Origin of the sequence: Lutibacter profundi, from assembly GCF_001543325.1 — a bacterium.
GTDB classification, from domain to species: domain Bacteria; phylum Bacteroidota; class Bacteroidia; order Flavobacteriales; family Flavobacteriaceae; genus Lutibacter; species Lutibacter profundi.
On record NZ_CP013355.1, the window covers coordinates 1,320,908 to 1,341,914 of the forward strand.

Genomic DNA, 21,007 nt, shown 5'->3' on the forward strand with positions numbered 1-21,007 from the left:
GTTCTTTATTAACATAAAATAATTTGTAAAACAATCTTTAATTAAATCTTTCCAATGAAAAAGGTTCTAAATTTAAAGATGTTTTTTTATCTGAAATAATTTCTGAAATTAATTTACCTGTTGCTTGGCCTTGACTCCAGCCCATCATTGCATGACCAGTTGCAAAATTCACATTTTTTAATGATTTTACTTTTCCTATAAAAGGTAAACCATCAGGTGATACAGGTCGGAAACCATAATCTGCATCTTTTATTTCTTCTTCTGAAATTTTAATATTCGGGTAAAATACAGTAGCATTTTTAGCTATTTGTTCTACCCTTATTTTATTAATTTTGGTATTTATTCCTGCAATTTCCATGGTTCCTCCAAAACGGGTGAACCCATCCATAGGTGAAACGGCAGTATTGAGTTCTGATAATATCGCAGGATAATTAATCCCTGTTTTTCTGTAGAGATTAATACGGTAACCTTTTCCTGCTTGTACTAAAAGTTTAACCCCTAGTTTTTTGGCAACAATAGAACTCCACGAGCCTGAAGCTACAACAAGTTCATCAAAATCAAGTTGTTGCTTATCTGTAATTAAATGTGTTATTTTTTGGCTATTTATTTCAAAATCTATCACTTTTTCGTTTAAATAAAACCGAACACCTTTTGATTTAAGGTAATAATGCATTTTTTTCATAAAATCATCTGGTGTTGTATGTGCATCATCTAAATAATAAAAAGCTCCCTCCGCTTTCATTTCCGGTTCCATCTCTTTCAATTCGCGCTTGCTAATGTGCTTTACATCAAGCCCTTGTTTTTTGGCTAAATCAGCTAAACGAGCTTCTTTATCTTCAAATTTTGAAGTTTGGTAACTCATTAACAATCCTTTTCTTTCAAATTGAAAATCAAATATGCCACTATCTTTTATTTCCTGAAAGAGATCTCTACTTAAAATTGTAAAATCTTTTATCACTGGAGCTGAAGATTTTACGTGTTTTGCTGTAGCAAATTTATTAAAATTCCAAGCCCATCTAAATAAATCTAAATCAAAACGAGGTTTTAAATAAAATGGACTTGCTTGGTTAAACATCATTTTTATTCCAGAGGCAACCATTCCAGGCGCTGCCAAAGGGGTTACATGACTAGGTGAAATATATCCCGCGTTTACAAATGAAGCACCTGATGTTATATCAAATTGGTCAATAACTGAAACTTCATGGCCTTCTTTTAACAAATAGTAAGCAGAATTTAATCCTATAATTCCACCACCAATAATTACAACCTTTTTACTCATAATTTACAATACTTAAAATCCATGTGCATACGAATTATCATTATCATCAATAATAATAGTATTAAATCTATATATTTTTGCCCCAACCTTGAACTGTTGGAATAATACATTGTATACCGTTCAACTCTATTTTTTTACAATTTTACCAATAAACTTTGAACCAATAAAACTTTCATGAATATATTCTTCACTTACCTTTAAATTACTATAAAAATACAATTGTACAATATGTGTAAAAGTTCCTCTACTACGGACAGATTAAACCATTACTTTTTCTCCTTAAAAAACGGCATTTCCTCTAGATGAAGATGAATTAAAAAGATTTTCAGTCCACATAAGATGTAAAAACACCTATTATTTTTTTAATATTGTTTCTAATAATTTGAGGATACTAAATTAATTTAGTTGCTGTAAAATTATGAACTCGACCAAAATTTTCTTGAGAATCAATTATTGCATAATAATTTCCACCATAAGCTACACCAAAAGTAATTTCTCCTAATTCAGGGTCATAATAGTTATTTTTTTTTAGTTAAAAACAATGCTGCATTTGATAATTTTATCCAATCTACTTTATCTTTTGTTTGCTAATATTCAACCTCAATTAATCTAGCAGATGCTTCCATTTTTACTTTCCATAGTATTTTAGAAATTCTTAAATCAACAAGTATATGCATCTATGCATGAAAAAATGTTTCTACTCCTTTTTAGGATATACTATCTTTAGTTAATTTACCATCTACCAAACGTAAAATTCCCAAAGGGTTTTCATTTTTTAGCTCATTTGGAAGTAATTCATTTGGCCAACTCTGAAAACTAAAAGGACGAACCCAACGTTTAATTGAATGAATACCAACTGCTGTAAATCTACTATCTGTTGAGGCAGGGTAAGGACCTCCATGCACCATTGAAGGGCAAACTTCAACTCCTGTTGGAACTCCATTAAAAATAATACGCCCCACTCTATTTTGAAGTTCACTTACAATAGCTGGATAATTTTTAATTTCATTATTTTCAGATAAAATGGTTCCTGTTAACTGTCCTTCCAATTTTGAAATTATTACTTCTAGTTGTTGTATATTTTCACATTGAACAACCATTGAAAATGGGCCAAATACTTCTTGATGTAATGTGGTATTTGTCAAAAAAGTTGCTCCTTCAACTGTTGTAATTATCTGCCTACCAAAATTTTTTGACACCTCATTATTTATTGTTGCTGTAGTTTGTAATCCATGTTGTGCTATCATTTTTGCTTTGTTACTTTCATAAGCTCCAATAATATTTGGATGCAACATACATGAAGGTTCTATTTTTACAATTTCTTTAGATAATGTTTTTATGAAATTAGACAAGCTATCTCCTTTTACCCCTAAAATTAGCCCTGGATTTGTGCAAAATTGCCCTGAACCAAGCGTTATAGAATTTGCATAAATTTTAGCCCATTTTTTTCCTTCATTTTTAATTGCATTTGGTAAAATTATAACAGGGTTTATACTGCCCATCTCAGCAAAAACAGGAATTGGCTCTTTCCGTTTTGCTGCCATATCATACAATGCCCTACCACCATTAATGCTACCTGTAAATCCAACTGCTTTTATCTGTGGGTGCTTAACTAATATCTCTCCTATTTCAATTCCACTACTGTTTAAATTAGAAAACACTCCATTTGGCATTGCTGTTTTTTCAGCAGCTTTAATAATTGCAGATGCTACTAATTCTCCTGTACCGGCATGCATTGGATGTGATTTTACAACTACAGGACAACCTGCAGCAAATGCGGCAGCAGTATCACCTCCAGCGGTTGAATATGCTAATGGAAAATTACTTGCTCCAAAAACTACGATTGGGCCTAATGGAACATCCATTTTACGAATATCAACCTTTGGAATTGGGAGCCTGTTTGGTTGAGCTGTATCAATAGTTGCTTCAACCCAAGAACCTTCTTTTACTAAATTTGCGAAAGCGCGTAATTGAAAAAGAGTTCTTCCTCGCTCACCAATTGCTCTTCCTTCTGGCAATCCTGTTTCTGAACAATATGTTTGTATTAGTTCATCACCTAATGCTTCAATTTCAGTTGCTATTTCATTTAAAAATTCACTTTTTTTAGTACCTGAAGTTGTTCTAAAAATTTTGAAAGCTTTGGTGGCTAATTCTACTGCTTTTTCAATTTCAATTGTAGAAGCTTCTGAATAAATTATTTCATTTTCGGCATTTGTTTGTGGATTAAATGTTTTAAATGTTACATTTCCTATTGAAGATAAAACATTTCCTATGTAATTCTTTCCTGTAATCATTTAGGTCATTTTTTAATTATTAATTTTAATTATTCCGAAATTAATAGTGTAAACGCTTCTGATTACACTCGAATTAATTCTTATAAATTCTTGTAATTTGGAAACGTTGTTGAGGTAGTAATTCCTTTTCATTATAATTGCCAAAATATTATTGCACTCCTCTCCAATTAATTATAATATTAACTCTCTAACCTCTTCGTATCCAATTCTTGTTGTTAATTCTGCTAACTTTATAATTTTGTACTAATTTAGTATTTATATCTAGTTTTAACAAGGGCAAAAGCCAATTATAAATTGCGGTAGCTCTCGTTGTTTTAGTTGCTTTTATAATTTACAAATGGTTCCACTTCAACTAGAGATACTCATAACAATCTTGCTGCCCAGCCATCAACAAATAAGCTTTCTAAAGCCAACATATACACACCACATGAAGTTTTGAAACAATTTTCAAAACAAAACTTCATTCTCGTAACAGTAAAAATATCTAGTATAAATTCTTTAACTGCAACAACATACAGGCAGTCAATACTTCAAATGTATCCAGTGTATCTTAAATACCATAGCCCATTGGAGTATTATAAATCAGAACTAGTAAGGTGGTACTACCTACTCTTTTTTTAAATAAGTTACAGTTTATCAAGCACCTACATATATGCTTTCCTACTTGTTTTGATTACTTTCTTTATTTAAATTTATTACAACTTTATTTTACCTCTTATTTTTTATTAATTATTTATATTATATTACCTTAAATTTTGTATTTTCGAAATAATTAGATTAATATTCGCATATCTATTTCATGAAAGTTTTACCTTTTAAAATTCCAAAACCTGAAAACGTAACTTTATATATACAAAATTATGAAGGAGAATCTTTTTATGAAAAATTACACCAACACAAAGAAATTCAAATAAGTGTAATTATTAAAGGTGAAGGCTCATATATTATAGGTGATTGTGTTGGGGAGTTTAAACCTAATGATATTTTTGTTATTGGAGAAGATTTACCCCACGTTTTTAAAAGAGATATTGCCTACGGAAAAGATACAAAGATGATTACTTTATTTTTCTCAAAAAATGCTTTTGGTAATACTTTTTTTAGTTTGCCTGAGTTTGAACATTTTCATTCGTTTTTTGATAATGCTGTTTTGGGATTTGAAGTGCTTTCAAATAAAAAAAAACTAGCTCAAATTTTATCAGAAATAAATACCCTTTCTAAATATGAGCAATTTATTTCATTTATAGAAATTCTAAATTCAATATCAAGAGGTGAAAAACACACTTTATCTTCTCTAATAAATTTAAAAAAATACGGTGACGCTGAAGGAAAAAGAATGAGTGATATTTTTCAATACACCATGAATAATTATCATACCGAAATTAGCCTACATCAAGTTGCTAACATTGCAAATATGACACCAAATGCTTTTTGTAGGTATTTTAAACAACGTACTAACAAAACTTTTGTGAATTTTTTAATTGATATACGTATTGGAAGTGCTTGTAAATTATTGACTAAAAATAACGATTTAAATATTACTGAAATTTCTTATAAATCTGGTTTTAATAATTTAGCAAATTTCAACAGAAAGTTTAAAGCTATAAAAGGTGTTACACCTTCAGAATACAGAAAAAAGCACTAAATAAATCCTAGCTCACTTTGTGTTTTTTTGGTCAATCCATTAACGACTAAATTGTATGAATAATCTATCAATTCTTTTATAAAATGGGTAGGTAAATCACCCTCAATAATAATGGTGTTCCAATGTTTTTTATTCATATGGAACCCTTCAATAACATCATTATATTGTACTCTTAATTCAATTGATTTTTCAGGGTCACACTTTAAATTAACTGTTGAAGGTTGCTGGTCTAACCCTAACAATGCAAACATTTTTCCTGCAACTTTAAAAACCAACGTTTTTTTATCAAAAGGAAAACTTTCTGTCGCATATTTTTTCGATAAACAATAATCTCTAAATACTTCAATATTCATAATATTGTACTAGTTTTATGCCTCTGAAATTGGTATTACTAGCTGTGCGTAATTTAATTTCCAACCAGAAGTTTCTAATAATTTCTCAATCATTAGAATGGTATCTAAGGCTTCTTTATTAGCTGTATTTAACAATCCGCTTTCAGGAATTTTATCAATAATAAACGCTTTAGATTCTTTATTTAATTCTGTTAAATCTTCAGCATTAAATTTATTAAATATTCCATCTTTTTTGTCGTAATATCTCACATCAGTCTCTACAGTTAAAACCTTTGGTTTCGGGAAATGAGTAAGTATAATTTCCAAATCTTTATTATTAGCTTCTAACTTTATTTGAGATAAGTCAAATCCAATATGGACTTTTGCATTAATCAATAAAATGGCCTTTTTTTTACTTGTAATAATATTTAAAAAATGATTTTTGGTATTTTCATAATGATAAATTTCAGCAAAATCACCTTCAACAGTAATTAATTTACAAACACTTTTAATTTTTTCTATTAAAATTATAGATTGTGTTTCAATTTTTTGAAGTGAGTTTTTTTTATTAAAAAAAGAAATTCCCCAATATGAAAGTAATGCTCCAAGTACAATTCCTAAAAGTAGTTCCATAATTGTTAAAGGTACTAAAAAATTTGATTTTTAAATATAAAAAAAGCAGCTAAAAAGCTGCTTTGCATAAGGGTTTTATAGCTATTAGTCTTTTAAAACTGAGCTTAAATTTGTAATTACATTAAATGTTGGTGGCTCTGCTAAGTGACGTTTAACAGGGCATTGAGCAACTACATTTTTAATGGTATTTTTATATTTTTCAGGGAAACTAGCTGGCAAATCAACAATAATATCAATGTCTTTTACCATGTTTGTCATTTGATTGTAATTCATTCTTTGCGTTATTTCTACCTCATCAATTGGCAATCCTCTTTGCTGCATAAATGCTTTAACATAAACCGCTGAGCACATACCTGCAGTTGCTAAAAATATTAAAAAAGGAGATTCATTCATTGTAATTTCTTTTCCATTTATGAATGGAACAATCCTACCGCTTTTGTCAAATTTTATTTTTAAATCCATAATTTACTTATTTTTTATTTGGCAAATTTATCACAACAATAAGTGCTGTTGTGTAACTAAAACTACATATAGATTACAGATTTATTTTAAACAAATCACTTGCAATTCCATCTACTAAAAATTTTCCTTTTTTTGTGGTAATCAATGTGTTATTAGCTGCTAATTCAAGCAAACCTCTTTTAATAAAAGGTTGCGTATTTTTTTTTAGATGTTGTAAATAATTTTTGCCAAAATCTTTTTCAACCTTCTGATAAGAAACACCCCAAATGGTTCGTAAACCAGTCATAATATATTCATTGAATAAATTATTTACAGACAGTTTTTCAATTTCATTTGGCAATTTATCTTCTGTTAGTGCTTTTACATATTTTGCATTGTTTGATACATTCCAAGACCTTTCACTACCATTAAAAGAGTGTGCAGAAGGGCCAATACCCATATATTTTTCTCCTAACCAATATGAGGTATTATGTTTTGAAAAATAATTTTGTTTCCCAAAATTAGAAATTTCATAGTGTACAAATTCATTTTTTTCTGTTTCTGAAACAAGTATCTTAAAATGCTCTAAAGCTAAATTTTCATCGAGCGGAGGAACTTTTCCTTTTTGTATAAAACTATGTAATGCTGTTTTTTCTTCAACTGTTAGCGCATAACTTGAAATGTGAGAAATTCCAAATTTAAATGCTAGTTTTAAATTTTCTAACCATTTTTTACTACTCATATTTGGTACTCCGTAAATTAAATCAATGGTAATATTGTCAAAATAGCGAATTGCTATTTCTAAACTTTTTTTTGATTCTTCAGCTGTATGGGCTCTATTCATAAACTTTAAATCATCATTAAAAAAAGATTGAATACCTATACTTAACCTATTTACAGGTAGCTTCGCCAAATCCTTTATTTTTTTTTCAGATAAGTCATCGGGGTTTGCTTCCAAAGTAATTTCAGCATCAGTAACAACCTTATAATTTTTATAAATGACAGAAAATATTGATTCTAACTCCTTTGCTGTTAACAATGAGGGTGTTCCTCCTCCAACATAAATAGTGTTTATTTTTTCGTGTTCAAATTCCTTTTTTCTGAATACTAATTCCTTTTTAATAGCAGCCAACATCTCTTCTTTATTTTTCAAGGAAGTTGAAAAATGAAAATCACAATAATAGCATGCTTGCTTACAAAATGGTATGTGTAAATATATTCCTGCCAAAGCTTAAATTATAAGTTGTTAAATGTACGCTATTAAAAAAAAATAAAAAAAGTAATTTTTGTTACTTATTTACTGGAAATTGTATTGTAAATTTGGGTAAAACAACAATGTTATGTACACACATATTGTATCATTTAAGGTAAAAGAAGGGGAAGGTATTACTTTTGTAGAATTACAGAAATTTGAAGAATTAACAGAAGCAAAACCTGCTGGATTAGATCACTTTCATATTTTTAAAGACAGAAATGAAAAAAACAGATATTTTTTGGTTGAATATTGGAATTCTAAAGAAGATAAAGACAGAGTAGAAAGTTCAAAAGAACATCACCTTTTTCACGAACACAGAAAATTAATTATAGATCAAAAATATGAAACGTATGAGTGTGATGTAATTATCTAATTACTTCTTAACTCTTTTTCCATTTTGTTTAACAAAGGCTTCCCAGCCTGTATAGTTTTTTGCTGAAGCTACTTTTCCACTATTGTAGAAATGACATACTGCTGCAGCCAAGCCGTCTGTTGCATCTAAATTTTTAGGTAACTCTTTAATTTTAAATAAATTTTGAAGCATTTTCGCAACTTGCTCTTTACTTGCATTACCATTGCCTGTAATGGCCATTTTAATTTTTTTTGGAGAATACTCTGTAATAGGCACTTCTCTTGATAAACCTGCAGCCATAGCAACCCCCTGAGCTCTTCCTAACTTTAACATTGACTGTACATTTTTCCCAAAAAATGGTGCTTCTATTGCTATTTCATCTGGATGATAGGTTTCAATTAATTGAATGGTTCTTTCAAAAATCAATTTTAACTTCACGTAATGATCACTGTATTTTTTTAATGACAGCTCATTTAACTGCATTAATTCCATTTTTTTGTTTACAATCTTAATCAATCCAAACCCCATAATGGTAGTTCCTGGATCTATTCCTAATATGATTTTTTCTAAGCTCAATTATTTGTTTATTTGTAAAACCAAATGTACAATATCTCTAAGAAACATAAAGATTATATTCTTTTACTAGTTAAATTAGTAATTGTATTTGGTTCTTTATACTTTATTTATCATAAATTGGTTAATAATAAACTCTTATCATTTTCAGAATTACAGCAACAAATCACAGTATTATTTTCTAAAAACATATGGGCATTACTATTAATACTTTTATTTACTGATGTAAATTGGCTTCTAGAAACATACAAATGGAAAGTAATAGTTTCTGTTGAAAAAAAAATTACTTTTTTTGAGGCTTTTGAACAAAGTTTTGCTTCACTTACAGCCTCTTTAATTACTCCCAATAAAATTGGTGAGTATGGAGCTAAAGCACTCTTTTTTAAAAAGAAATATCGAAAAAAAATTGTTCTCTTAAATTTTCTTGGAAATATGAGTCAGTTAGCTGTCACAACCTTTTTTGGCTTTATTGGAATAACCTATTTTCTACTCTATTTTACTATTAATATTCCTTATTTTAATAGTAAAAAACTAGTGCTAATTATTGCTATAACAATCATTTTATTTTTAATTATAAAAAAAATAAGATTCTTTAAATCTGTTAAAATATATGTAACTAAAATATCTATTTATTTAAAACAAATTCCTAAAGTTATTTACGTTAAAACAATTGGATTTGCTTTATTACGCTATATTGTTTTTACCCATCAATTTTATTTTTTACTAAAACTATTTAGTGTTGAAACTAATTATATCACTTTAATAAACTTACTTTTTTGTATGTATTTTATTGCGTCTATCATTCCTAGTTTAACTATTTTTGATTGGGCTATTAAAGGTTCGGTTGCAATATGGGTTTTTAGCTTTATTGAGCTAAATGAGCTTACTATTATTACAGTTACATTGCTAATGTGGCTTCTTAATTTTGCCATCCCGGCACTTTTAGGAAGTGTTTTTATATTCAATTTTAGATTCGTAGAAGAAAAATGATATACTTTTTAATTTTAATAACTATAATTTATTTAGCATTAATTACATCATTCATTATTGGATTTAATAAAACTGAAACTATTTACCTTAAAAATATCACACCTAAAAATACATTTTCAATTGTAATTCCATTTAGAAATGAAAGTCACAACCTCCCTAAGTTGCTGCAATCACTCTCTACTATTAATTACCCCAAAAGTTTATTTGAAATTATTTTAGTAAATGACCATTCTACAGATAATTTTAAGCCTATTATTACTGATTTTGAAGCAAAATACCCTACTGTAAATTTAAAGTTAATCAACAATTTTATAAAATCAAATTCTCCTAAAAAAGACGCTATAAATACAGCCATTGAGCAATCTGATTTTGAGTGGATTGTAACCACCGATGCCGATTGTATTGTACCAACAAATTGGCTACTAGCATTTAACCAATTTATTTTAGAAAAAAAACCATTATTTATTAGCGCTCCAGTAAAATTTATAGAACAACATTCTTTTCTTTTCTATTTTCAAAATTTAAATTTCATAAGTTTAGTAGGAAGCACCATTGGAGGTTTTGGCATTCAAAAACCCTTTATGTGCAATGGTGCCAATTTATGTTACCGCAAAGCTATATTTAGTAAAGTTAACGGATTTGAAGGCGCTACAAAAATAGCAAGTGGTGATGATGTTTTTTTGTTAGAAAAGATACATCAATTATTTCCACATAAAGCCCTGTTTTTAAAATCTACAGATTCCATTGTGCAAACTAGTGCTGAAAATAACTTAAAATCATTCTTCAATCAACAAATAAGATGGGCTTCAAAAACTACAGCTTACAAATATAATTTTACGAAATTTATTGGTATCACCATATTTTTATTAAATTTTGTTCTGGTTTCACTACTAATTACCGCCGTTATAAAACCAACTCTTTGGAAGTATTTATTTCTTTTATTTTTTATAAAATTATGTATTGATTTTATATTAATTTACAAGACCTCTTTATTTTTAAAAACTCAAAAAAAAATAAAATACTACCTCGTAATATCTTTGTTGTATCCATTTTTTGTAGTTTTTATAGGAATAACTTCCTTCTTCAAAAATTATGAGTGGAAAGGTAGAGTTTTTAAGAATTAATTTATTTTTTGGAATTAAATAAACCCGAAATTAATGCTTCTGCGTTAAACCATAAAAAGATAATAATTGCTAATAAAATAACTAAAAAAAGACCTCGTTTGTAATTTGGTTTTTTACGTTTTTTAAATCGTTGTTGTTCCATAATTTTATTGAATGAATTTTTATTTTGTAGCTCTAAGCATTTCTCTTTTTCCAGGAGGACCAGCCAATCTTTCGACTACAAATCCAACCGATTGCATAGCTCTTCTAACACTACCTTTAGCACTATATGTTACCAAAACACCACCTTTTCTCAATGCTTTATACATTATTTTAAATATATCCTCTGTCCATAATTCAGGTTGTACTCTTGCTCCAAAAGCATCAAAGTAAATTAAATTATAACAATTGTCATCAGTTATTTCATTAAAAAACTGTTTCCGTTTAGTCAATGAAAATTTTTCCGAAATCGTATTTTTCAGTTCCCACTCTTGTTGGTGCATTTTTGCAAAAATAGCACTAAAATTATCAGCTTTCAATGCTGAAACATAATTTAATTGTTCAATTTCTTTAGTTAAAATAGGGTAAGCCTCTACTCCAACATAATCTACTGTTAAATCTCTTCTCTCACACTCTAAAAAAGTAACAAAACTATTCAAACCTGTACCAAAACCTATTTCCAAAATTGAAATTACATCGTTTGAAAAAAGAGACAATCCGTTTTTAATAAAAACATGCTTAGCTTCCTGTATTGCTCCATACTTTGAATGATACTGTTCATCCCATTCAGGTAAATGAATAGTAGTAGAACCATCATTTGTAATAATTATTTTTCTGTCCAACGCTTAAAATATTATAAAATTTAACTATAAAACACTATATATAATATAATTACCTTTGAAATACTAAAATTATATTTTTATCAAAAAAGGAATAATAATTCCAATAAGCGGTAATTCTGCAATTTAATTTTACCCATTTTACATATATAATTATTTTTAGTCAAAGATATTAAAAATTAAGCATTAACATTCGGCTATTTTCTTCCTCCAAATTAAAAAAAATAAGTAATTTTGTTTAAACTAAATTTCCATGAATTATGGCTTTACACATTGAAAAAATAGCAAAATCTAGAATTTCTGAAGTTGATTTTAACAATTTACAATTTGGTCATGAGTTTACAGACCATATGTTTGAGTGTGATTTTGAAGATGGCGAATGGCAAAATCCTGTAATTAAACCTTATCAACCTATTCTTTTCGACCCATCTGCAAAGGTATTTCATTATGGTCAAGCAGTTTTTGAAGGAATGAAAGCTTATAAGGATGACGATGATAAAATTTGGTTATTTAGACCTGAACAAAATCAAGAACGTATAAATATTTCGGCTGAAAGGCTGGATATGCCCAGTTTTCCAAAAGATTTATTCTTTGAAGGATTAACAACTTTATTGAAAATTGACAGTGAATGGATTCAAAAAGGAGAAGGAAATTCACTTTATATTAGACCATTTATAATTGCTACAGAGCATGGCATTTCAGCATCGGCTTCTAACAGGTATAAATTTATGATTATTTGTTCACCCGTACAAGCTTATTATGCAGGTGAAGTGAGAGTGGTAATAGCCGATAAATACAGTAGATCTGCAAATGGTGGGGTTGGCTACGCTAAAGCTGCTGGTAATTATGCAGGCTCATTTTACCCAGCCAGACTGGCTCGAGAAAAAGGATTTCAACAAGTTGTTTGGACAGATTCATGTACTCATGAATATTTAGAAGAAGCAGGTGTTATGAACGTATTTTTTAGAATAAATAACACACTGCTAACGGCACCAACTAGTGATAGAATTTTAGATGGAATTACTAGAAAAAGTATCATCCAATTTTTAGAAAGTGAAGGTATTGATATTGAAGTTAGACCTATAAAAGTAACCGAAATTGTAGAAGCTGCTCGCAAAGGTGAATTATTAGAAATGTTTGGAGCAGGTACTGCTGCTGTGGTAAGTCCTATTTTAGGTTTTTCCCATCAAGGTGAAAATTTTGAATTGCCTAAAGTTGAAAATAGTTATGCTAGCTTTATTAAAAAAAGCATTACGGCTATACAGCAAAACAAAGCTGAAGATAAATTTGGATGGAGATACGAAGTGAAATAATTGATTTGAAACTAGTTTTGTCAAAAATCAATAGTTTTCTTAATTTAGCAAACACAAAAACAATCGGATATTAATCCGATTGTTTGGTATAAAATTTGGTCTTAATACCACAAATTCAATTTATGACAATACTAGAAAAAGCTAAAGAAGAGCTTAAACAAAAAGGTTTTTTAGATATAGAACCTCCTAAAAGTATTAACTACATTAAAGAAATAAAAAAATTACGTAAAAAAAAGAATGCCGTCATTCTTGCTCATTACTACCAAGAAGATGCCATACAAGATATTGCAGATTTTGTTGGTGACAGTTTGGCTTTAGCCCAACAAGCAGCAAAAACCGATGCAGATATTATTGTTTTTGCTGGAGTCCATTTTATGGCAGAAACTGCTAAAATATTAAACCCTTCTAAAAAAGTTTTATTACCCGATTTAAAAGCAGGATGCTCATTGGCTGATTCTTGTCCGCCAAATGAATTTGCCGCTTTCAAAAAAAAACACCCAAACCATATCGTAGTTTCTTATGTGAATACATCCGCAGAAATTAAAGCTTTAACTGATATTGTTTGTACATCTTCAAATGCTGAAAAAATTATTAATTCTATTCCAAAAGATCAATCTATAATTTTTGCCCCAGATAGAAATTTAGGAAGCTGGTTAATTAAAAAAACAGGTAGAGATATGCTACTTTGGGATGGTGCCTGTATGGTACACGAAGCTTTTTCTATTGAAAAAATATTAGACTTGTATGCTAAAAATCCAGATGCTGAAATTATTGCACATCCTGAATCTCAAGCACATTTATTAAAAGTTGCCAAATATGTTGGTTCAACTTCTGGACTGCTAAGTTATGTACAAAAAAGCAAGGCAAAAACATTTATTGTAGCTACTGAAGTTGGTATTTTACACAAAATGCGCCAATTAGTTCCTAATAAAATTTTAATTCCTGCTCCTGTTGATGATGATAATTGTAACTGCAGTGAGTGTTTTTATATGAAAATGAATACTATGAAAAAATTGTATTTATGTTTAAAATACGAATTACCTAGTGTTGAAGTGAATGCAACATTAAGTAAAAAAGCATTGGTTTCCATAGAGCGAATGTTGGAGCTTTCTAAATAAAAAATACCACAAATGAATGCTGAAAAAAAATACATAAAACCGATTTTTTAATAATTGGTTCAGGAATTGCAGGATTATCATTTGCTTTAAAAATTGCTAGTCATTTTAAAAACGCTTCAATAACAATAGTTACAAAAAGTGAAAAAAATGAGTGTAATACAAAATATGCCCAAGGAGGAATTGCAACTGTATGGAACAAAACTGTAGATTCATTTGAACAACATATTAAAGATACACTAGTTGCAGGAGATGGTCTTTGTGATGAGGGAGTTGTTAAAATGGTTATAGAAGAAGCTCCGGAAAGAATTTTAGAACTTATAGAATGGGGGACTAACTTTGATAAAAATAAAGAACAATTCTCATTAGGAAGAGAAGGTGGGCATTCCCAATTTAGAATTTTACACCATAAAGATATCACGGGTGCAGAAATTGAAAGAGCCTTAATTGAACAAGTTGAAAAAAATGAGAATATTCATTTTTTAGAACATCATTTTGCTATTGATCTTATTACTGAACATCAAGTCACAAAAAAAAGAATTACTAGAAAAGAAAAAACAACTTGTTATGGTGCTTATGTTTTAGATGAATATAAAAATATTGTGAAAACATTTGCCGCCAAAGTTACGATGTTGGCAACAGGAGGAAACGGACAAGTATACAGCACAACAACAAACCCTATTGTTGCAACTGGTGATGGTATTGCTATGGCATACAGAGCAAAAGCTGAAATTTCTGAGGTAGAATTCATTCAATTTCACCCCACAGCGTTGTATAATCCTGGAGAATACCCTGCTTTTTTAATTTCAGAGGCTGTACGTGGCGAGGGTGCTATTTTGAGAGATTATTTTGGTGAACGCTTTATGCAAAAATACGATGAACGCGAAGAATTAGCCTCACGTGATATTGTTGCAAGAGCCATTGATAGTGAACTAAAAAAGAGTGGTTCTCCTCATGTTTATTTAGATTGCACACATATACCCTACGAAAAATTTAAAAAGCATTTTCCAAATATTACAGAAAAATGCTTGAGTATAGGTATTGATGTTAGAGAAGATTATATTCCTGTATCTCCTGCGCAACATTATATTTGTGGCGGTGTTAGTATTAGTAAAAAAGCTAAAACTTCTATAAAAAATTTGTATGCGTCTGGTGAAGTTACAAGATCAGGTCTTCACGGAGCAAATAGACTTGCTTCCAATTCTTTATTAGAAGGTCTTGTTTTTTCTCACAATGCATTTAAAAATTTAACGAAAAGGTTTCCTAAAATTGAATTACCAAATCATATTCCCGAATGGAATGATAGCGGCGTTGTGAAAAATATGGAGAAAATTTTAATTACACATGATAGAAATGAAGTTAAAACAATTATGAGTAATTATGTAGGAATAGTTCGGTCAAATGAACGGTTATTACGTGCTGAAAAAAGATTACTTAATTTATACGAAGACAATAAGCGATTGTATAATCATTCTGAACTTTCCGTTGATTTGTGTGAATTGCGAAATTTAATAACTACCGCTTACTTAATTACGCAGTTTTCAAAAAATAGAAAAGAAAACAGAGGGGGTTTTTACAATGCAGATTTAATGAGGCTGTCTAAAAAGTGTCATTCTGAATGTAAATGAAGAATCTCCTTGAAATTAAACACTTATATATCAAGGTGTTGAGATTTTTTACTTTGTTCAAAATGACAAGTATAATTGCTTTTTAGACAGCCTCATTAATATTATTTAACCCACTATCTGTACGTTTTAATAGTTTTCAATTAATTAAAACTACTATCTATATTAAAGTTTTAAAATAACCCTTTTCAAGTTAAAACTTCAACTCACTTAAAATTTTGTTAAGGTTTTTGATCTAAAATCTCTTTAATTTTTGGTTTAAAATAATTTGGGCCTTTCATAACTTTACCATCCTCTCGGTAAATTGGCTCACCATTTACTCCTAATTTACTCATATTACTACGTTGTATTTCATTAAAAACGGTCTCTATTTTGTGTTGCATTCCGTGCTCTAAAATAGTGCCACATAAAATATATAACATATCTCCTAAAGCATCTGCCACCTCAACAAGGTCATTATTTTTAGCTGCTTCTAAATATTCTTCATTCTCTTCTGCCATTAAATCAAATCGTAATTTTAATTTACTATCTGATAAGTTTGCAATTGGTTCGTGTTGAATTCCTAATCCAAATGCTTCATGAAATTCTTGCACTGCTTTTAATTTATTTTTCATTTTGTATTTTAGTTAATTGAATTTTAATTTATTCGTAAGAAATAGATTGGAAACCCTAATAAGTTTTCTTTTTTGACAATTCTAAAACCAAATTTTTGATACAATTGAACATTGTACATTGCAGCTGCATCAATTAAAACTGGTAGTGTGTTTTTATTAAAATAATTTTTTACATTTAACATTAAACGCGCAGCAGTTACCCCTCCTTTAAATTCATTTTCAACTCCAAAAATAACAGGTCTAATGTGCTTCTCTTTTGGATAGTTCCTCGCAGTAAGTTTTTGACGTTTTAAAACCTTATAAATATTTGTAATACCAACACATTTAGTTACTAAATGAATATCTAATAGTATTGTTTTTAGTGTTATTTTTTCTTTGTGTGAATATTTAATTAAAAGGCATCCTTTTTTATTGCCTGATATAAATATTTCACCAAAAAGCATTGATCTTTCAAACAAGTAGCCCATCAAAACACGCATATGTTTTATTCTATTTTCACCATATCCAACTAATAAATTAATTGTGCTTTTATTCTTATCTGGTTCAAAGGCTGAAATTAATATATCTACAACAAGTTGCTTGTCTTTATAGGTTGCTTTAGTCAATTTAATTAAGCTTAATGAGATTTTTAATTTATTTTAACATTTATAAAAACTTCTGTAATAATAACGAAGGAACATTTTTTAATAGCAATGCAACTAGCCACCAGCGTTTGGTTATATAAGCTTTCTTCTTTTTCTTTTTTATTGCTCTATAAATTTGTTTTGTCGCTTTTTCTGTAGTTGACATCCAAAATGTTTTTCCTATTGCCATGGAAGTATCTACAAATCCGGGTTGAATATCTGTTACTATAATATTCGCTTTACTCCTTTTTCCTTTCATCCAAAGTGACTCTAAATAATTTGCCTGAAAGGCTTTTGAAGCAAAATACGCTGGCACATGACGATTGCCTCTAATTGAAGCAATTGATGAAATCCCTACCAAATGCCCATACCCTTGTTTTCTAAACAAGTTATATGCTAATCCATAAATTTTAGTTGCAGCAATTACATTGGTTTGTAGTATTGGAAATTCTTTATCCCATTCTAATTTGTAATTTGGATTTCCTACGCCTGAACTAAATACAATTAAATCGATTGTTTTTAACTCATTTTCCAACTCAGAAAACAGTACTTCACACGATTTTAAATTTGTAATATCCTGTATTTTAACTATGTATTTATTGGGATTTGTTTCTTTAATTTGCTGTAATAATTTTTCTCTTCTGCCAGTAATTACAACTTTATAATTATCAGCTACTAATAATTTAGCAAGTTCTTTTCCAATTCCTGAAGTTGCTCCAATAATTAATGCGTTTTTCATCATAAATTTATGTACTTTTGGTGTTAAATATACACATTTATATGTTTAGTAAAGGACAATTAATTTTTGCAGCTCTTTTTGTAGTTGTATTTACTATTTCAATGATTTGGAGTTATCGAAAGGATATTAAAATTCATAGAAAATATTATAAAAATACATTTATTATAATAATTGCAATTTTTCTTATTATTGCCATATTTACTTTAATTACATTTTCTTTACACTAAAAAACCACTTTAAAAATTGAAATGGTTTTTCCTTAAATTTAATGATACTTCTACAATTAGTTAGGTTCTATATGAATTAGAACATCACCTATACTTTCAATTGTTGATTTTAATTTGTCTTTAAGTTTATGGGCTAATTCATGACCTTCTTCAACAGTAATGGTACCATCAACAACAGCGTGTAAATCAACATGGTATTTCATTCCTGATTTACGAATTAAACATTTTTCAGTATCTAAAATTCCTTCAACTGTTAAAGATATTTTACGTATTTCGGTTATTAAATCATCGTGCAAATTTTCATCCATTATTTCACCTAAAGCAGGTCTAAAAATTAAATAACTGTTGTACAAAATAAATACTGCAGCAAAAAATGCGGCATATATATCTGCATTTTTAAATGCTTCCCCAAATAAAAGCGCCAAAGAAATCCCTATAAATGCAGTTACTGAAGTAATTGCATCACTTCTATGATGCCAAGCATCGGCTTTTAAAGAAGAGCTATTGGTTTCAATACTTTTTTTTACAACAAAGCGATAGGATATCTCTTTCCAAATAATTATAATTCCTAAAATTATTAGTGTCCATGGTTTTGGTAATTCACGTGGCTTACCAAGGTGGATAATTCCTTCATATACAATTATGGTTGCTGAAGTAACTAAAAACCCAACTACCAAAAATGTAACTAAAGGCTCTGCCTTTCCATGACCATAAGGATGGTTTTTATCGGCAGGTTTATTAGCATATTTTAAACCCAATAACACCAAAATTGAAGCAAAAATATCTGTGGTAGATTCAATTGCATCTGCAATTAAAGCATATGAATTCCCTAAAACACCTGCCAAACCCTTAATAATTGCTAAAAGAATATTTCCAACAATACTAAAATAAGAGGCCTTTATGGCTGTCTGGTTTTTACTCATTAAGCTTTTTTAATTCGTATCTGGTAACGTGGTATACCGTTTTGCATAATCTAACATTTGTGCTGCAAAGCCTGTAGGTTGCGTTACCTTAATGGCTGTTATATTACCCGCAGCATCTTTCTCAGCAACTAGTACAGGGTTTACAAATCCACTATATGGAGCCGATTTAAATTTACTGTTACGTTCTAATACTTCTTTGTGCATTGCTTGATCTACCTTAACTCCATACGTTTCAACCAATGCTTTTCCTGCTTCAAAATCTCCTTCAGATTTGATGCGTTGTATTTCTCTTAATAAATCTCCAAACAACGTTCTCAATTTGTCATAATCTCTAATTACAAAGTAGGTTTTATTATTTTTTACCACTTTTTCAATTACATTCTCTTTTTTACCTTTCTCAAAAGCCCAAGAAGCTACCAATTGTCTGTTTCTCATATGAGCCTCTTCAATATCATCTCCTAAATTTAAACGAATTAATTGTGTAATTAAACCATTTCTAATATATCCATCATAAGCCGCTTTTCCTATTCCTACTGCATTTGGTGAAAGCTTCATTTCAACCAATTTTTCATCAGGTAAGTAATATAAACCTACTAAATCTGCTCGTGCTTCTTCTAAGGTTGAAGAATAATTTTTTAAGGTCTCTTTTGGTTGACCAACACCTGGATTAATTTTACCACTAGCATGCCCTATTACTTCATGTAAAGCTGTATGCAGTTTGTCAGCTAAATGCCCGTATTTTATTTCTGCATTAACTTCCGCTTCATCAAAAGCAAACTCTTTCAATTTATCTGTTCCACCAGCTTGATTGTAGGCTTCAATTAGGTTTCCTAATGAAACTGATTTTGATCCATGTTGCTGACGAATCCAATTATTATTTGGTAAATTAACACCAATAGGTGTTGAAGGTGAGGCATCTCCGGCTTCTGAAGCCACATTCACTGTTTTGTATGAAACACCTACAACATTTTTCTTTTTATGATTTTCATCAATTGTTGAATTATCTTCAAACCACTGTGCATTTTTTGATACAACTGCCATTTTTTTTGACATATCAAAATCTTTAATTTGAACTATTGTTTCATACGATCCTCTAAATGCTTTTGGATCGTTGTAAACTTCAATAAAACCATTTATATAGTCAATATCACCTTCGGTACTTGTTGCCCAAACAATATTATAATCATCCCAAATTTTTAAATCTCCCGTTTTATAATATTCAATTAATAAGTTCAGAGCTTTCGCTTGTTTGTCATTTTCGGCTACAGTAACGGCTTTTCCTAACCAATAAACAATTTTTTCAATAGCTTTATCATACATTCCACCAACTTTCCAAACTTTCTCCACTATGGTGCCATCCTCCTTTTTTATCAATTTAGAGTTCAATCCATATTCAATTGGTGTTGTATCATTTTTATCAATTTTTGAAGCATAAAAAGCATCAACATCATGTTCTGTTATATTTGGTGAATAAAAATTAATGGCTGAACCTTTCAACAACCCTTTAGAAGCGTCTAAATTTACTTTCTTTGCATCAGCATCATTAAAAATAACATCATACGCCTCTCCTGTAAGTTTTGTATTGGTTTCTTTTAATAAAACATCAAAATATTCCTGTGAAAATGCTGGTTTAAATTTATCATTTGAATAGTGGTGATGTATTCCATTTGAAAACCATATTCTTTTTAAATAGGTTTCAAAATTTTTCCAATCATCTGTTGTTTTGTCTCCTTTATAGTTAGTGTAAATATGCTCTAATGCACGTCTTATTTTTAAGTTATGTCTATAATTTTGATCGTACATAATATCTCTACCAACCATACCTGCCTGAGATAAATAATATACCAACTCTTTTTGTTTTAATGAAAGCTCATTGAAACCAGGAATTTGATATCGCAATATTTTTACATCTGCAAATTGTTCAACTTCATAATTAAATGGTGTTTGAACTTCTTTATTGTTTTTATCCTCTTTTGAATTATTTGAACAAGAAAACAAAAGTGATGTCATCAATATCACGACTAAGAAATATTTAATTTTCATTTTATTATTTATTTAATTTTAAGCATCAAATTTAATAATTTTAAAATGATTA

Annotated in this window: 21 protein-coding genes; 7 read left to right on the forward strand and 14 right to left on the reverse strand. The window is 29.3% G+C overall.

Annotated elements, in window-relative coordinates:
- Positions 1-37: 37 nt before the first annotated feature.
- Positions 38-1,279, reverse strand: coding sequence for an NAD(P)/FAD-dependent oxidoreductase (locus Lupro_RS05885; protein WP_068207244.1), 1,242 nt, complete (start codon positions 1,277-1,279; stop codon positions 38-40).
- Positions 1,280-1,986: 707 nt separating this feature from the next.
- Positions 1,987-3,573 (reverse strand): aldehyde dehydrogenase (NADP(+)), encoded by a 1,587-nt coding sequence (locus tag Lupro_RS05890; protein WP_068207247.1) that lies wholly within the window; start codon positions 3,571-3,573, stop codon positions 1,987-1,989.
- Between the two features lie 799 nt (positions 3,574-4,372).
- On the opposite strand from Lupro_RS05890, the gene Lupro_RS05895 reads away from it, so the two are divergent.
- On the forward strand, positions 4,373-5,215 hold the full coding sequence (locus tag Lupro_RS05895; RefSeq protein WP_068207250.1) for an AraC family transcriptional regulator: 843 nt from the start codon (positions 4,373-4,375) through the stop codon (positions 5,213-5,215).
- On the opposite strand, the gene Lupro_RS05900 is transcribed toward Lupro_RS05895, so the two are convergent.
- The 4 genes from Lupro_RS05900 to hemW form a co-directional block, all read right to left on the reverse strand.
- On the reverse strand, positions 5,212-5,568 hold the full coding sequence (locus Lupro_RS05900) for an MmcQ/YjbR family DNA-binding protein (protein ID WP_068207253.1): 357 nt from the start codon (positions 5,566-5,568) through the stop codon (positions 5,212-5,214). The genes Lupro_RS05895 and Lupro_RS05900 overlap by 4 nt on opposite strands.
- A 15-nt stretch (positions 5,569-5,583) precedes the next feature.
- The gene (locus Lupro_RS05905) at positions 5,584-6,180 is read right to left on the reverse strand and encodes a DUF4230 domain-containing protein (RefSeq protein ID WP_068207256.1); all 597 of its coding nucleotides are present in this window, start codon (positions 6,178-6,180) and stop codon (positions 5,584-5,586) included.
- Between the two features lie 84 nt (positions 6,181-6,264).
- The gene (locus Lupro_RS05910; protein WP_068207259.1) at positions 6,265-6,642 is read right to left on the reverse strand and encodes an OsmC family protein; all 378 of its coding nucleotides are present in this window, start codon (positions 6,640-6,642) and stop codon (positions 6,265-6,267) included.
- A gap of 73 nt (positions 6,643-6,715) precedes the next feature.
- Complete coding sequence (gene hemW, locus Lupro_RS05915) at positions 6,716-7,849, reverse strand: radical SAM family heme chaperone HemW (protein ID WP_068207262.1); 1,134 nt, start codon at positions 7,847-7,849, stop codon at positions 6,716-6,718.
- A 112-nt stretch (positions 7,850-7,961) separates the two neighbouring features.
- On the opposite strand from hemW, the gene Lupro_RS05920 reads away from it, so the two are divergent.
- On the forward strand, positions 7,962-8,249 hold the full coding sequence (locus tag Lupro_RS05920) for an antibiotic biosynthesis monooxygenase (protein WP_068207266.1): 288 nt from the start codon (positions 7,962-7,964) through the stop codon (positions 8,247-8,249).
- Here the strand turns inward: Lupro_RS05920 and ruvC are convergent, their stop codons facing one another.
- Positions 8,250-8,804: a crossover junction endodeoxyribonuclease RuvC gene (gene ruvC, locus Lupro_RS05925; RefSeq protein ID WP_068207268.1), complete on the reverse strand. Its 555-nt coding sequence runs from the start codon at positions 8,802-8,804 to the stop codon at positions 8,250-8,252.
- A gap of 24 nt (positions 8,805-8,828) precedes the next feature.
- On the opposite strand from ruvC, the gene Lupro_RS05930 reads away from it, so the two are divergent.
- Positions 8,829-9,791 carry a lysylphosphatidylglycerol synthase transmembrane domain-containing protein gene (locus tag Lupro_RS05930; RefSeq protein ID WP_068207271.1) on the forward strand — a complete coding sequence of 321 codons (963 nt, stop codon included), beginning with the start codon at positions 8,829-8,831 and terminating at the stop codon, positions 9,789-9,791.
- Positions 9,788-10,915 (forward strand): glycosyltransferase family 2 protein, encoded by a 1,128-nt coding sequence (locus Lupro_RS05935; protein WP_068207275.1) that lies wholly within the window; start codon positions 9,788-9,790, stop codon positions 10,913-10,915. Before Lupro_RS05930 ends, Lupro_RS05935 begins: the two co-directional genes overlap by 4 nt.
- 1 nt (position 10,916) lies before the next feature.
- Here Lupro_RS05935 and Lupro_RS13590 read toward each other — a convergent pair whose 3' ends face one another.
- Both Lupro_RS13590 and mnmC2 read right to left on the reverse strand, forming a co-directional pair.
- Positions 10,917-11,057, reverse strand: a complete 141-nt coding sequence (locus Lupro_RS13590) for a hypothetical protein (RefSeq protein WP_169792337.1) — start codon at positions 11,055-11,057, stop codon at positions 10,917-10,919.
- 19 nt (positions 11,058-11,076) lie between these two features.
- Entirely contained in the window at positions 11,077-11,736 is a 660-nt protein-coding gene (gene mnmC2 / locus Lupro_RS05940) for a tRNA (5-methylaminomethyl-2-thiouridine)(34)-methyltransferase MnmC2 (protein WP_068207277.1), read from the reverse strand.
- A 257-nt stretch (positions 11,737-11,993) separates the two neighbouring features.
- On the opposite strand from mnmC2, the gene Lupro_RS05945 reads away from it, so the two are divergent.
- The 3 genes from Lupro_RS05945 to nadB all read left to right on the forward strand — a co-directional run bounded on the left by Lupro_RS05945 (position 11,994) and on the right by nadB (position 15,789).
- Positions 11,994-13,046 (forward strand): branched-chain amino acid aminotransferase, encoded by a 1,053-nt coding sequence (locus Lupro_RS05945; RefSeq protein ID WP_068207280.1) that lies wholly within the window; start codon positions 11,994-11,996, stop codon positions 13,044-13,046.
- Positions 13,047-13,168: 122 nt separating this feature from the next.
- A complete protein-coding gene (nadA, locus tag Lupro_RS05950; RefSeq protein ID WP_068207283.1) occupies positions 13,169-14,164 on the forward strand; it encodes a quinolinate synthase NadA in 996 nt (331 codons plus the stop codon).
- 29 nt (positions 14,165-14,193) lie between these two features.
- Entirely contained in the window at positions 14,194-15,789 is a 1,596-nt protein-coding gene (nadB, locus tag Lupro_RS05955; protein ID WP_068207286.1) for an L-aspartate oxidase, read from the forward strand.
- A gap of 218 nt (positions 15,790-16,007) precedes the next feature.
- Here nadB and Lupro_RS05960 read toward each other — a convergent pair whose 3' ends face one another.
- The 5 genes from Lupro_RS05960 to Lupro_RS05985 form a co-directional block, all read right to left on the reverse strand.
- The gene (locus tag Lupro_RS05960; RefSeq protein WP_068207288.1) at positions 16,008-16,400 is read right to left on the reverse strand and encodes a pyrophosphohydrolase domain-containing protein; all 393 of its coding nucleotides are present in this window, start codon (positions 16,398-16,400) and stop codon (positions 16,008-16,010) included.
- Between the two features lie 23 nt (positions 16,401-16,423).
- Complete coding sequence (locus Lupro_RS05965; RefSeq protein WP_068207290.1) at positions 16,424-17,005, reverse strand: hypothetical protein; 582 nt, start codon at positions 17,003-17,005, stop codon at positions 16,424-16,426.
- A 40-nt stretch (positions 17,006-17,045) separates the two neighbouring features.
- Entirely contained in the window at positions 17,046-17,765 is a 720-nt protein-coding gene (locus tag Lupro_RS05970) for an SDR family NAD(P)-dependent oxidoreductase (RefSeq protein WP_227807488.1), read from the reverse strand.
- Between the two features lie 280 nt (positions 17,766-18,045).
- The gene (locus Lupro_RS05980) at positions 18,046-18,912 is read right to left on the reverse strand and encodes a cation diffusion facilitator family transporter (protein ID WP_068207300.1); all 867 of its coding nucleotides are present in this window, start codon (positions 18,910-18,912) and stop codon (positions 18,046-18,048) included.
- A 9-nt stretch (positions 18,913-18,921) separates the two neighbouring features.
- Complete coding sequence (locus tag Lupro_RS05985; RefSeq protein ID WP_068207302.1) at positions 18,922-20,955, reverse strand: dipeptidyl-peptidase 3 family protein; 2,034 nt, start codon at positions 20,953-20,955, stop codon at positions 18,922-18,924.
- Between the last annotated feature and the right edge of the window lie 52 nt (positions 20,956-21,007).